We start from the raw sequence: 14609 nt of genomic DNA on the forward strand, positions 1-14609 counted from the left end.
ATGGCTTCAAAATTAAGACAACGATGCATACATTACAATCCCTTGTGAACTGGGTCTAAATGTACACGTCTGTAACGTTATTTACCTGCCATATATAAGCGCCGACTACCCAGATTGAGCAGCCGATTAATTTCAAACAACTGTATTATTGTATATATATAGCAGAGATCAAATCTGACCTCCCCACGGATCTATCGACCAGCCTCATGACTAAAGCCCGGAATCAAAGAACACCCATCCGGTCCGACACTGCGAATAAGTCTATTTTTATAATCCGCTGTGCTTGAGTTTTTCCAACTGATCGCGGTATTGCGCAGCTTTTTCAAATTCCAGATTTTTTGCCGCTTCATACATCTGATCTTCCAGGCGACTCATGGTTTTCGCCAACTCAGCGGTACTGAGCTGTTTCGGATCGATCTGATATTCAGCGCTTGGCTCAGCCACTTTACGGCCCGACTTACTTTTACGTCCGGGAATGGCAGAAGCCCCTTCCATAATATCGGCAACTGACTTCATGATTCCCTTCGGAGTGATACCGTGAAGCTGATTATGAATCATCTGTTTTTCCCGCCGACGCCCGGTTTCATCCATCGCCCGCTGCATCGAGCCGGTAATCCGGTCGGCGTAGAGAATAGCCCGGCCATTGATATTCCGCGCCGCCCGACCGATCGTCTGAATCATGGATGTTTCGGATCGCAGGAAACCCTCTTTATCGGCATCCAGAATCGCCACCAGCCCCACTTCCGGCATATCGATACCCTCCCGCAACAGGTTGATACCCACCAGCACATCAAACTCTCCGATACGCAGATCACGAATAATCTCAACCCGTTCCACGGTATCGATATCGGAGTGCAGATAACGCACCCGAACACCGTGTTCATCCAGATACTCGGTGAGATCCTCAGCCATCCGTTTAGTCAGCACCGTGACAATCACCCGTTCGCCTTTTGCGGCAACTTTATGGATCTCCCCCAGCAGGTCATCCACCTGATTACGGGCCGGACGCACTTCAACCTCTGGGTCAAGCAAACCGGTGGGACGTACCACCTGTTCCACGACCTGGCCAGCGTTTGCAGCTTCATACTTACCCGGTGTTGCCGAGACAAAGATCATCTGCGGTGCCTGCCTTTCCCACTCCTCAAACCTCATAGGCCGGTTATCCAGAGCGGATGGCAGTCGAAAGCCATATTCCACCAGCGTCTCTTTACGGGAACGGTCTCCTTTATACATCGCCCCTAACTGCGGGATTGTCACGTGTGACTCATCCACCACCACCAACGCATCGTCCGGCAGGTAATCAAACAGGGTGGGCGGTGCCTGTCCAGGGTCCCTGCCTGACAGGTAGCGGGAGTAGTTTTCAATACCTGAACAATAGCCCAGCTCCATGATCATCTCGATATCATAAAGTGTCCGCTGTTCAAGTCGCTGCGCTTCAACCAGTTTATCGTTATCCCGCAGTTGCTTAAGCCGCTGGACCAGCTCCTCCTTGATCCGGTCGACTGCGGCAACCAGAATATCCCGCGGGGTAACATAGTGAGACTTGGGATAGATGGTGGCGCGGGGAACCCGCCGCAGCACCTCCCCGGTCAGCGGATCGAAATAGCTGAGGTTTTCCACCTCATCGTCAAACAGCTCGATACGTATCGCTTCTTTTTCCGACTCCGCCGGAAACACATCGATAACATCACCGCGAACCCGGTAGGTTCCGCGATGCAGCTCGATATCGTTGCGGGTGTATTGCAGTTCCGCCAGACGACGCAGAATTGTCCGCTGGTCCGCTTCATCTCCCCGGTCCAGATGCAGCATCATCCCCAGATAGGATTTCGGATCACCCAGGCCGTAGATTGAAGAGACCGTGGCAACGATGATGGCATCTTCACGCTCCAGCAGCGCTTTAGTGGCAGACAAACGCATCTGCTCGATATGCTCATTAATCGACGCATCTTTTTCGATAAAGGTATCTGAGGAGGGAACGTAAGCCTCTGGCTGATAATAGTCGTAGTAGGATACGAAATACTCGACGGCGTTATTGGGGAAAAACTCCCGGAACTCACCATAAAGCTGGGCGGCGAGCGTTTTATTATGTGCCAGAACGATCGTTGGCCGCTGCAATTCAGCCACCACGTTGGCAATGGTAAAGGTTTTACCGGAACCGGTTACCCCCAGCAGTGTCTGCGAGGCCAGACCGGCCTGAATTCCGTTGACCAGCCCTGCGATGGCGGCAGGCTGATCTCCTGCGGGCTGAAATTTTGACTGAACCTGAAAACGCTGTTTCATAGATGATCTGTACGGGCCAAAAACTGAAGCGGACTATTATACCTGTAAGAAATATTTTCTGCTGAATGATCATTCAGCCTTAGCGTTGATCTGTTTTGCAGAAATAGTTGCCTCTTTATTGAAATAAATACTACTTTTAATCTGATTCCGCGTCGAAAAGGATTTTTCCGCATCCCGGATTCCGGTATCATTTATCGGTTGAACACACCGTGGTACAGCACCACATTTTTTCAGAGGATACAGCTAGGACAATGCAACTCTCCGATCGCGTTAACAGCATTAAACCTTCTCCGACACTGGCAGTGACTAACCGTGCTGCTGAACTGCGTGCAGCGGGTAAAAATATCATTGGCCTGGGGGCCGGCGAACCTGATTTCGACACCCCGGATCACATTAAAAACGCTGCTATTGATGCCCTTAACAACGGCTTCACAAAATACACAGCTGTTGACGGCACGCCCGCTCTGAAAAAAGCGATTATTGCAAAATTCAAACGGGACAACGGTTTTGACTATGAAGCCAATCAGATTCTGGTTTCCTGTGGCGGTAAGCAGAGCTTTTTCAACCTGTCACTGGCCCTGCTGAACCCTGGCGATGAAGTGATTATCCCAGCACCCTACTGGGTATCTTACCCCGACATGGTGCTGATGGGCGAAGGCGTACCCGTGATTGTTACCACAACCCAGGAAGCACGCTTCAAAATCACCCCAGAGCAACTGGCAGCAGCGATCACAGACAAGACCCGTCTGCTGGTGCTGAACAGTCCATCCAACCCAACCGGCGTTGCTTACACAGAAGCAGAGCTGAAAGGTCTGGGGGAAGTGCTGGCGAAGCATCCAGATGTACTGATCGCAACTGATGACATGTATGAGCATATCCTGTTCACTGAAACGCCATTCATCAACATTCTGAATGTCTGCCCTGAACTGTATGATCGCACCATCGTGCTCAATGGCGTATCTAAAGCCTACTCGATGACCGGCTGGCGGATTGGTTACGCCGCAGGCCCGGCCCAGCTGATTGGCGCGATGAAGAAGATTCAGTCTCAGAGCACCTCCAACCCGACGTCGATCTCTCAGGTTGCCGCGCAAGCTGCACTGGATGGCGATCAGGAGTGTGTGAAAGAGATGGTTAAGGCGTTCAAACAGCGTCATGACTTCGTGGTTGAAAAACTCAACGAGATTGACGGGGTCGATTGTATTCCGGCTGACGGGACATTCTACGCATTCCCAAGTTTTCAGCAAATCATCGATAAAGATGATCGCTTTGCAAACGATATCGATCTGGCTGAGTTCCTGCTTCTGGAAGCCGGTGTTGCACTGGTACCGGGATCAGCGTTTGGCGCACCGGGAAATATGCGCCTCTCTTTCGCCACCTCACTGGAAATACTGGCCGATGCCATCAGCCGGATCAAAGCCGCGCTGGAAAAATAAAGCTATCGCTAAACAAAAAGCCGGGCAAAGCCCGGCTTTTTTTATGCTGATCACAGATACCCTGAGCAACAGCAACACCGGTCATGCTCAGGCAAGCAGAAAACTTTAATCTAAACGACATTGCATTTCATTCAGTGGGAACTATAATTGCTTTTCCACTCATGAGACGACCGGTCTAATTAACATGAACCGCCCGAAGCGCAATGAACACAATAGAGAAAGGATTCTGCAAACAGGCATGGAGCTATTCAATCGGAAAGGCTATCACGGCACCGGCCTGAAAGAGATTCTCGATACCTGCCAGGTGCCGAAAGGCTCTTTTTATAACTACTTCGAAAGTAAAGAGCAGTTTGCTGTAGAAGTGCTGGAATACAGCCATCAGCTTGAAGATGCAAAATGGGAAAAACGGACCAACGCCATCGAAGGTAATCTTCTTGAGCGATTCCGTCTTGCGATCGACCAGTTCATCGCTGATTATGAGAATGACCCTGATTCGACAGGCTGTTTATTAACCAACCTGATGGGTGAGGTAGGTAACGCCAGTAACTCATTTCGCGAGATTATCAGTCTGTCCTGTAACCGCGTGATCGACTGCATCGAAGAGAGTTTTAAGGAGGGTCAGTTACAGGGCTGCTTCCGCAATGACCTTTCCGCGAGGGCTCTGGCACAACTGTTCTGGGATAGCTGGCAAGGCGCACTGCTACGCACCAAAGTTGAAGCTTCAACCACCCCTCTGCGAGAAGTGGCCGACGTTATTTATACACTGTATGCACCATTGGAAAATCCTGAGACTAAGGATGGAGATAATAATGAAATTTAAACAGTTCTTGCCCCCTACACTCCTCAGCCTGATATTGACCTGTACACCTGCTGTACATGCTCAGGGACTTCCCGCTGAGGTAATCCACGTACAGAGCAAATCACTCATCCATATGATCGAAGCGGTCGGTGGTCTGAGTGGCAACGAATCAATCATCCTGCGACCAGAACAGAGCGGCAGTGTTGAGAAGGTTCTTTTCACCGAGGGTTCCACCGTTAAGTCGGGTGAGACGCTGATCGTACTTGAGTCATCCCTGTACAAAGCTCAGCTTCAGGAAAGTAAGGCCCGTGTTAATCTGAGCCGTATCGCCTACAACCGGGCAGCCAGTCTGGTTAAGAAAAAAGTAGGTTCACAACAGGATATGGACTCCTCCCTGGCTCAGCTTCAGGTGGATCAGGCGCAACAACAGGTGGCTCAGACTCAGCTGGATAAAATGACTATCAAGGCCCCGTTTGACGGCGTTATCGGACTGCGGAAATTCAGCCCTGGCGATTATGTCACTGTCGGTCAGGATCTGGTGGAGCTGACCGATATCGCGACCATGAAAGTCGACTTTAAAGTGCCGGAAAATCAGCTGGCCAATATCCACAACGGACAGCAGATTAAGGTTCAGGTCGACGCACTGCCGGGTGAAACATTCAATGGCTCCATCTACGCCATCGCCCCCAGCATCGACGAGCGCAGCCACAATATTGCTATCCGCGCCAGAATCGAGAACCGTGACAACCTGCTGCGTCCGGGCCTGTTTGCCCGTATTCAGATTATCACCAGCACCAATGAAAACGCGGTGATGGTGCCTGAAGAGGCGATTATCCCTCAGAACAACAGCTTCTTCGTTATGACTGTCAACGACGGAAAAATAGCGATGTCGCCGGTTAAACTGGGTCTGCGTCGCGAAGGAGAGGTAAATATTCTCGAGGGTCTTGCAACAGGCCAGGTGATCGTAACGGCCGGGCAGATCAAGCTATTCCCTGGCTCACCTGTCACACCTATTTTTGTTGATGGTACAGAACAACCCGCGCAGCCTTCGGCTGAACAACCGGGAGCCTGAATATGATCCTTTCTGAAATCAGTATCAAACGACCGGTACTGGCGACTGTTATGAGTCTGCTGATATTACTGGTCGGCGCAGTGTCTTACGACCGTCTGACGGTCAGGGAATATCCTAAGATCGATGTGCCGGTGGTCACCGTTGAAACCAACTACCCGGGTGCCAGTTCGTCGATTATAGAAACGCAGGTAACTCAGATTATTGAGGATTCGCTGTCTGGCATCGAAGGGGTCGATTACATCAGCTCGGTTAGCCGCTCGGGAAAAAGCCAGATCACGGTTACCTTTAAGCTGACCCGTGACCCTGACGATGCGGCCAGTGATGTCCGTGACCGGGTTGGCCGGGTGCGGGGCGCCCTGCCCGATGATGTTGAAGAACCCATCACAGCGAAAACGGAAGCGGACGCGCAACCGGTATTCTGGCTGGCACTCTCCTCCGACAATCACAGTATGATGGAGATCTCACAGATTGCCGATAAGATGGTCAAAGACCCGCTGCAAACGGTAGATGGTGTTGCCAACGTTATGCTGTTCGGTGATCGTCGCTTTGCCATGCGCATCTGGCTGGACCCTGCTCGAATGGCGGCTTATCAGGTTATTCCACAGGATATTGAGAACGCGTTACGCAGTCAGAACGTAGAGATTCCTGCCGGTCGTATCGAGAGTGATCAACGGGAGTTCAGCGTCCTGGCAAAAACTGATCTGAACACCATTGAACAGTTTGAAGATATCATCATCCGCAATGACAACAACTATGCGGTCAGAGTCCGTGATGTTGCCCGGGTGGAGATCGCCCCGGAAGATGAACGTCGTAAATCCCGCTTCAAAGGCAAGTCCGCCGTCGCCCTCGGGGTGGTTAAGCAGTCAACAGCCAACCCGCTGGATGTATCAAACGGTATCCAGGAGCGTCTGCCACAGATTACAGCCGCGCTGCCGGAAGGGGTGAATGTTGAAATAGCCTATGACTCTTCGATCTTTATCTCTGAGTCGATCAAGTCTGTGTTCAAAACTATTTTTGAAGCCAGCGTACTGGTTATCGCAGTTATCTTTTTCTTCCTGAGAAATCTGCGGGCGACCCTGATTCCGGTGATAACGATCCCGCTGTCACTGATCGGCAGTTTTGCCCTGATGCTGGCGATGGGCTTCAGTATCAACACCCTGACTCTGCTGGCGATGGTGCTGGCGATCGGTCTGGTGGTCGATGACGCCATCGTTATGCTGGAAAATATCTACCGCCATGTTGAGGAGGGTTTATCGCCTATCCAGGCGGCTTTTAAAGGCAGTAAAGAGATCGGCTTTGCGGTTATCGCCACCACCCTGACACTGGTCGCGGTGTTTGCACCGGTAGCCTTTACACCGGGACGAACCGGCAAACTGTTCACTGAGTTTGCCCTGACGCTGGCTGGCGGCGTGCTGGTGTCCGGCTTTATCGCCCTGTCGCTATCACCGATGATGTGCTCACGCCTGCTGCATCATGAAAAACGCCACAGTGCGATCTTCAATCTGATTGAAGGCTGGATTCAGGGTCTCACCAACGGCTATCAGTCGCTGCTGAAGAAAGTACTGCGCTCTCGCCTGTTGGCGGTATTGATTATGGCGGTCAGTCTGGGGGGTGCAGGTCTGCTGTACACTAAGTTACCGCAGGAGCTGGCGCCTGTGGAGGACCGGGGTACTATTCTGGCGATGTCGATCTCTCCCGATGGCGCATCGGTCGATTATGTCGACCGCTATGCCAAACAGGTTGAGGGGATGATTGCCAAACAACCCAGCGGCAATCGCTACTTTACCATCGTCGGCTTCCCGACTGAAACCAACTCGATGACCTTCCTTGGCCTGAAGCCCTGGGACGAACGGACACAGAAGCAGCAGAGTATTGTTGCCGAGCTGACACCCCAACTGTTTGGTGGCGTCACCGGTACCATGTCATTTGCCATGAACCCGCCCTCCCTGGGACAAAGCTTTGTCTCCCGGCCAGTGGAGTTCATCATCAAGTCGAATACCGATTATGCTGAGCTGAAAACCATTTCTGACCAGCTGATGGCGCGGATATTAAAGAACCCGGGGTTTGTGCAACCCGATATCGACCTGAAGCTTAATAAACCCGAGCTGTCACTGAATGTGAACCGGGATAAAGCATCGGAGATGGGCCTGGATATCAACCTGATCGGACGCAGTATCGAAACCTATATGGCGAGCCGTAATGTCACCCGCTTTAAGAAAGAGGGGGAACAGTACGACGTTATCCTGCAGGTTGAACCCAGCCAGCGCCGCAGCCCCAGCGACCTGAGCAATCTGTATCTGCGCACCAACGACAACACGATGGTGCAGCTGAGCTCGGTGGTCGACATTAAAGAGAGTGTCGCGCCTAAGGAACTGAACCACTTCGATAAGATGAAGTCAGTTAAGTTTCAGGCGATTCTGGCACCCGGCTACAGTCTGAAACAGGCGCTGGATTTTCTTGAGCAACAGATGGCAGAGATCAGCCCGGAAACCCTGTACGACTTTGGCGGACAGTCACGGGAGTTTAAAGAGTCTGGTAGCGGCCTGATGGTCACTGCTATATTAGCGCTGATCTTCACCTTTCTGGTGCTGGCGGCACAGTTTGAAAGCTTCCGTAATCCGATGATCATTATGCTCTCGGTACCCCCGGCGCTGTTTGGTGGTCTCTTTGCCCTGTACTTCTCTGGCGGCAGCCTGAGCATCTACAGTCAGATCGGCCTGATCACCCTGATCGGTCTGATCACTAAGCACGGTATTCTTATCGTGGAGTTTGCCAATCAGCTGCAGGATCAGGGACGTGAGCTACAAGAGGCTATTATTGAATCAGCAACCATGCGTTTGCGCCCTATTCTGATGACTACCGGCGCCATGGTGCTGGGTACCGTACCACTGGCAGTCGCCTTTGGAGCCGGTGCCGAGAGCCGGCAGCAGATAGGCTGGGTAATTGTCGGTGGTTTGACCTTTGGTACCCTGTTAACCTTATTTATAGTACCAACGGTTTACAGCTATCTGGGACGGCGTCTGTTCAAAAAAGTAGAGCCGGACTATCAACTAATGGAACAAGGATCAGAGCAGTGAAAGCAACTCAACGTACAATACACCGTACTCTGCTGGCGACCGCCATCAGTTGTGCCCTGATTGCTCCCCAGGTAAACGCCGGAGCACTGACGGAGATCTATCAGCAGGCCCTCGATCAGGATCCACAACTGAAGGCCGCTGAGGCGGGTGCCAAAGCGGGTGAAGAAGCCCTGCCGCAAGGCCGGGCTGGATTGCTGCCAAGCATCTCACTGACCGGCAATACCACCTGGATCGAAGCGGAAAATGCGAATTACAACAATCACGGTTATACCGTCAGCCTGAGTCAGCCACTGTTTTCCGCAGCTTCCTGGTTTACCTACAAGCAGGGAGAGGCGCAATCTGAAGCGGCCAGCCTGCAGTTTGATCAGGCCCAGCAAGCTCTGATTCTGCGGGTCGTGAACAGTTATCTCAGTGTCCTGAGAGCACAGACTGCCCTGGAAACCGCGCAGGCTCAGGAACGGGCGATCAAACGCCGTCTGGACCAGGTTAACGCCCAGTTTGAAGTCGGCCTGATCGCCATTACCGACGTTCAGGAAGCTCAGGCAACCTATGACAATGCCAAGGTTGCCAGAATTCTGGCCGAGGGTGATCTGGACAACAGTTTCCAGGAACTCGAGCGACTCACAGGTGAGCCTGTCGGCAGCATCGATCCCCTCTCCAAAGAGTACCCGATTGAGAATATCAGCCCAATCGATCCTCAGGCCTGGATTGAGAAAGCACAGGCTGGCAACCTGTCACTGAAAGTCGCCCAGGCAAATACTGAAGCTGCACGACGTCAGTCGCAGGCGGCCTCCAGTGGTCACCTGCCGACCCTGTCGCTGACCGCCAGTTATGATCGGGATAAAGGTAAGCCTACCGGCAATGACAACTGGGAAGACACCAACCAGATCGGTCTGACGCTATCAGTACCGATCTTCTCCGGTGGTGCCACCAGCTCGAAAAGTCGTCAGGCCGAATACGGCTTTGCACAGGCCCGTTATACACAAGATGATACCCTGCGTGCCGTGATTCAGGAGACCCGTAACCTGCTACGCAACCTGCAGACCAATGTCCTCAGTGTAGCGGCCCGCAAACAGAGCATCCTCTCCAGCGAGACCGCCCTGAAAGCAACGGAAGAGGGCTTTAACGTGGGCACCCGAAATGTTGTCGATGTGTTGCAGGCCGAACAGCAACTCTATTCAGCCAGACGGGATTATGCCAATGCCCGCTTCGATTACATCCAGAACCTGTTCAGTTTTAAACAGCAGGTGGGCACGCTGAGCCCGGATGATATCCTCGGTCTGGATCAGTGGATGCTGGCCAACTAAAGCGAAATAAGAGCAGACATCTGAGGGAACACTCTTATTCCTGAATGCAAAGCAAAAAAGGCTGATCTATCACATCAGCCTTTTTTATTGCTGTATAGCGACAAACAGAGAGACTCTCAGTCAGTAACCACGATCTCACTTAACCCATTTCTTACTGCCGACTGATACAGCTTGTTGCTCTTTTTCATCGCCTTAAGAAAATCATCGACCTCTTTTAACCAATCGATCTCCCCTTTCGGCACGGCATAAGCATAATAGGTTTTTGCCAGTGGTTTTTTCGGCGCCATCAGCACCGCCCACTGCGTCAGTGCAGCCATCCGCTTGCCATAAGGGTAATCGGTCATAAACACATCGGCTCTGCCGCTCAGAACCTCCTGTTCACGGGCTTTAAAACTATCCACAACGGAGACACTGGCATACTTAAAAGTCTGTTTCACTACCGGTTCCATATAGGTGCCTTTCTGCACCACGACCACCACACCGGTCCTGTCAATATCCTCCCAGCGGCTGATTCCGGTATTATCCTTGGTGCCGACGGCATAGATTCCACTGGCCAGATAGGGTTGTGAAAACTCCATAAAGGGCTTGCGACTGTCTCTGATACCCACACCATGCATCGCGATGTCACAGGCGTCATTTTTCAGATTACTCACCAGCTTAGAAAAAGAACTTTCTACAAACTGTAACCCGACCCCCATGGAGTCGGCCAGTTCATGGGCCATATCGATGTCGATCCCTTCCAACTGCCCGGTGCGGGGGTTGCGATAGCTGATGGCAAAGTAATCAGGCCAGATACAGACCCGGATCTGGCCTGCCTGGATAATTTTTTCAGAACGTTCACTGGCACTGGCACTGGCACTGTTAATTGAGATCGTCAGCAGCGATAATGCGATAAAGAGCATGATTTTAGAGTTAAACGGCATCATTCTTATCTCCGGGTTTGCTGTCAGGGGTCAATTAAGTTCTATGTTCTGATTCATTTCAAGCCTGCAACTGATATATGATCGTTTTTCTTCCGCTTCTTTGATGCGAGTTGTAATTTTATGCGTAGTACTAATCAAAAGAAGCCTCCCTCTTTCGCCAGATGGGTCTATGGGGGGGTGTTAGCCACCACCCTGCTGTTTATTGTTGTTCTCTGGTTTAGCTTTATGCAGAGTATTCAGGAACGCACTGAACGCTCTGCTCTCTATGCGCGAATGATTGAGGGCACCGTTACCCGAACCCTGGAGGGACTCGAGGTCAGCCTGGTGTCACTGTCCGATGATCTGCTGGATGGCGATCTGGGAAAGGGACATACAGCAAGAATCCGTGACAGAGCACTAAAAATCCTGAAGTTTGCCCCTCAGCTTAGACAGATTGTGGTGATTAAGGGGCGCGACACCCTGATAGACACTCAGACGACCTCGCCAAAAAATATTAATCTGAACATTTTAGGGCTGGATCAATCCGCCCGCAGCACCTACTCATTAGGGTTAATCATAGGCAACACCCTTAAAGGTCGCTTTCTTCCAGCACAAGGCACCTTCCCTGATGAGGCCAGTTTGCGGGAACTTATCCCCATCGCCATTGAAACCGACTCCCGGCAGGGAGAAAGGCTACTCATTATTGCGACCTTTAATCCCAGCTACCTTACCCGTTATATCAGCGACCTCGATCTGGAAAAAAGCGACAGCGTATACCTGACGGATCTCGAGGGTAACACCCTGTTACAGAAAGGATTATACGGGCCAAACCGCTCCTATGTTATTCAGCATCTGAAAGCCATTTTATCGGAAGGAGCTGATGAACACTGGGTCAATAACACTTTCGGGACTCTCCCCCTCAACACCACTGCGATCCGCTTACTGACCAAGTACCCTCTCGCGGTTGCCATCGTGGTTAACCATCAGGGCTCTTTTTTCCTCTGGTTGCAACAGAAACTGAGTCTGCTGCTGATCCTGCTCATATCAAACATTATCCTGATTGTGGGGGCAGTGTTTGTGGTTCGCAATGGCCACAGAGCGATGGAGATGAAAGCAGAGGTCGCACTGCTCTCCGAGGTGGTTGAACACAGCCCCACCGTTATCGTTATAACCGATCCGGACGGCACAATCGAATACGTTAACGGATGCTTTGAAAAGATCACCGGTTACCGCAAAGATGAGGTTATCGGACGCAACCCACGGATTCTCAAATCCGGAGAGACCTCTGATACTGAATACACAAAAATGTGGCAAACACTGTCAGAGGGGGGAACCTGGCAGGGTGAATTTCATAATAAGCACAAAGATGGCAGCTTATACTGGGAGCGTTCCTCCATCGGCCCGCTCATCAATGAAGAGGGAGAGATCACCCATTATATTGCCCTGAAGCAACCGATCACCGAAGAGAAGAAAGCACAGGAAAAACTCAGGCTGGCTTCTGCTGTATTCAGTGTTGCAGCAGAAGCAATAATGGTGACAGATCAGCACAACCGTATTCAGATGGTTAATGAGTCCTTCGAGCAGATCACCGGATACAGTGAATCAGAAGTCCGGGGTAAAACCCCCTCGATTCTGAAATCAGGCTTACATCCCAGCAGTTTTTATCAGGAGATGAACCATCAGTTGGAAGCGACTCATGCCTGGGAGGGAGAGATCTGGAACAAGCGAAAGAACGGAGAGGTCTATCCCCAATGGCTGACGATATCCTGCCGTTTTAACCCCGCCGGCGAACATGAGGGCTATGTTGCACTGTTCAGTGATATCACCCAGCGAAAGCAGGATGAAGCGATCATTATCCAACAGGCGAATTACGACACACTGACCGGCCTGTGCAACCGCCATCTGTTTGAAGACCGCTTAAAACAGGCACTCGCGCTGTCCGACCGCAGCCAGACAAAAACCGCCCTGCTCTATATAGACCTTGACCGCTTTAAGTACGTCAACGATACATTTGGTCATTCTGCAGGGGACCTGTTACTGAAACAGGTTGCCGGACGGTTAACGTCCTGCATTCGCAGAACCGATACGGTCGCGCGTCTGGGGGGAGACGAGTTCGCGGTGGTGATTACCGAATTAACCCGCATCGCATCCATCGAAGAGATTGCCCAGAAAATCCTGCACAGCCTTGTACAAACTTATCAGCTTGAAAACAATGAGGCCTATATCTCCTGCAGTATCGGTATCGCAATCTATCCCGATAATGCTGCAACCCCGGAACGCCTTCTGCTGAATGCCGATAACGCTATGTATAAGGCAAAACAAAGAGGTCGCAACACCCGGGAATATTTTAACCAGCAGTTGAACGAAGACTCACTGCGCCGAAGCCAACTTGAGCAGGATCTGTTTAAAGCGCTGGAAAGAGATGAGTTCTACCTTCTATACCAACCCATATGGTCCATCGATGGCGATCGCATTGAATCGGTAGAAGCGCTGATCCGCTGGCAACACCCTGAGCGGGGCACGGTTTCTCCCCATGAGTTTATTGCCATCGCTGAGGAATCAGTTCTGATTCACGCGATTGGCAAATGGGTGATCCATGAAGCTTGTCAGTTTGCCCGTGAGCTTTCGGATAGTTGTAAACATGCGCCCAAAGTGAGTATCAATATCTCCAGCTCGCAGTTTCTCAGAGGGGATGTGGAGGAACAGCTGACACAGGAAATAACAGCCCTGAAACTCAAGGGTTCCGACCTGATCATTGAAATTACTGAAAGCATTCTGTTACTTGAAGAACAAAAGATCTATCAGCAACTGGAATCCATGGTTTCGATGGGGGTTGATATCGCCGTCGATGATTTTGGTACCGGCTATTCATCGCTCAGCTATCTGAAAAAATATCCGGTTCAGCGACTCAAAATTGATAAGTCATTTATTGATGACCTTGAGTCTAATCAGGACACTCAGTCACTGGTCTCAGGCATGATCTCCCTGGCCAGTTCCCTGTCCCTGAAAACAGTCGTTGAAGGGGTGGAAACACAGAGTCAGCTGGATCTGCTAAAGCAGTTTGGTTCACCCATGATCCAGGGCTATCTGCTGGCCAGGCCGATGACCGGTGATACGCTGTTAACCCTGCTGCAAAAACAAACCACAACACCGGCCGAAAAATAACGTCAGCGGCTGCGGGGCGTTTTCTTCGGCTATCCCGGCTGGAGGAACGGCGTCCCGATAATGATATTTTTGAGCTATTTTCTTTTTTCCAGATTATCCCGGATCACATCCAGACGCTCTTTCAGTGCTTCGTCATCCTGCATCTGATCAAGTTCAACTGAATGTGAGGTGGTGTGAGACTCTGCCCGCTCCAGAGCGTCGCTCAGCGCTTTAAGGCTTTGAGTGATCGATTCATAGGTCTTACGATCCAACGTTTCCAGCTTATCCAGCGCATCGACTGCCTGCGCCATCAACGCAGGCAGAGTTTCCAGAATAGTCGTTTCAATCGACTTCTCTTCCAGTACAGACTGCAACCGGGTTCGGTCAGTCAGCCAGTGTGCAAGCTGTTCCCGCTCATCCTGAGTCAGTGCCGCAGCTACATGGGGAGCGACCCGGTCAACCTGCGCATTAAACGATGTCACCACCAACCGCTTCTCTTCGCCGGTATCGGGATCATTGAAGACTCGTACACAGTTGATAGTTTCGCCAACAGTAATAAATTCCATCCTTACCTCGTTGTCTGGTACCTGTTATT

Annotated in this window: 9 protein-coding genes; 6 read left to right on the forward strand and 3 right to left on the reverse strand. The window is 51.3% G+C overall.

Features of this window, described 5'->3' with window-relative positions:
- Positions 1-267: 267 nt before the first annotated feature.
- Entirely contained in the window at positions 268-2280 is a 2013-nt protein-coding gene (uvrB, locus tag OCU43_RS13455) for an excinuclease ABC subunit UvrB (protein WP_091356094.1), read from the reverse strand.
- A 251-nt stretch (positions 2281-2531) separates the two neighbouring features.
- On the opposite strand from uvrB, the gene OCU43_RS13460 reads away from it, so the two are divergent.
- The 5 genes from OCU43_RS13460 (at position 2532) to OCU43_RS13480 (ending at position 9968) form a co-directional block, all read left to right on the forward strand.
- On the forward strand, positions 2532-3713 hold the full coding sequence (locus OCU43_RS13460) for a pyridoxal phosphate-dependent aminotransferase (protein WP_091356096.1): 1182 nt from the start codon (positions 2532-2534) through the stop codon (positions 3711-3713).
- A 184-nt stretch (positions 3714-3897) separates the two neighbouring features.
- Entirely contained in the window at positions 3898-4533 is a 636-nt protein-coding gene (locus OCU43_RS13465) for a TetR/AcrR family transcriptional regulator (protein WP_091356099.1), read from the forward strand.
- Positions 4523-5584: an efflux RND transporter periplasmic adaptor subunit gene (locus OCU43_RS13470; RefSeq protein WP_245756523.1), complete on the forward strand. Its 1062-nt coding sequence runs from the start codon at positions 4523-4525 to the stop codon at positions 5582-5584. Before OCU43_RS13465 ends, OCU43_RS13470 begins: the two co-directional genes overlap by 11 nt.
- A gap of 2 nt (positions 5585-5586) precedes the next feature.
- Complete coding sequence (locus OCU43_RS13475) at positions 5587-8661, forward strand: efflux RND transporter permease subunit (RefSeq protein WP_091356104.1); 3075 nt, start codon at positions 5587-5589, stop codon at positions 8659-8661.
- On the forward strand, positions 8658-9968 hold the full coding sequence (locus OCU43_RS13480) for a TolC family outer membrane protein (protein WP_245756524.1): 1311 nt from the start codon (positions 8658-8660) through the stop codon (positions 9966-9968). The genes OCU43_RS13475 and OCU43_RS13480 overlap by 4 nt, the downstream gene beginning before the upstream one ends.
- 116 nt (positions 9969-10084) lie before the next feature.
- On the opposite strand, the gene OCU43_RS13485 is transcribed toward OCU43_RS13480, so the two are convergent.
- Positions 10085-10894 (reverse strand): substrate-binding periplasmic protein, encoded by an 810-nt coding sequence (locus OCU43_RS13485; protein ID WP_245756525.1) that lies wholly within the window; start codon positions 10892-10894, stop codon positions 10085-10087.
- A 117-nt stretch (positions 10895-11011) separates the two neighbouring features.
- Between OCU43_RS13485 and OCU43_RS13490 the strand changes: the two genes are divergently transcribed.
- A complete protein-coding gene (locus tag OCU43_RS13490) occupies positions 11012-14035 on the forward strand; it encodes an EAL domain-containing protein (RefSeq protein WP_091356107.1) in 3024 nt (1007 codons plus the stop codon).
- Positions 14036-14109: 74 nt separating this feature from the next.
- Here OCU43_RS13490 and OCU43_RS13495 read toward each other — a convergent pair whose 3' ends face one another.
- Positions 14110-14580, reverse strand: a complete 471-nt coding sequence (locus tag OCU43_RS13495; RefSeq protein WP_091356109.1) for a hypothetical protein — start codon at positions 14578-14580, stop codon at positions 14110-14112.
- Positions 14581-14609: the final 29 nt, after the last annotated feature.

It is taken from the genome of Amphritea atlantica, from assembly GCF_024347255.1.
Classification (GTDB): Bacteria; Pseudomonadota; Gammaproteobacteria; order Pseudomonadales; family Balneatricaceae; genus Amphritea; species Amphritea atlantica.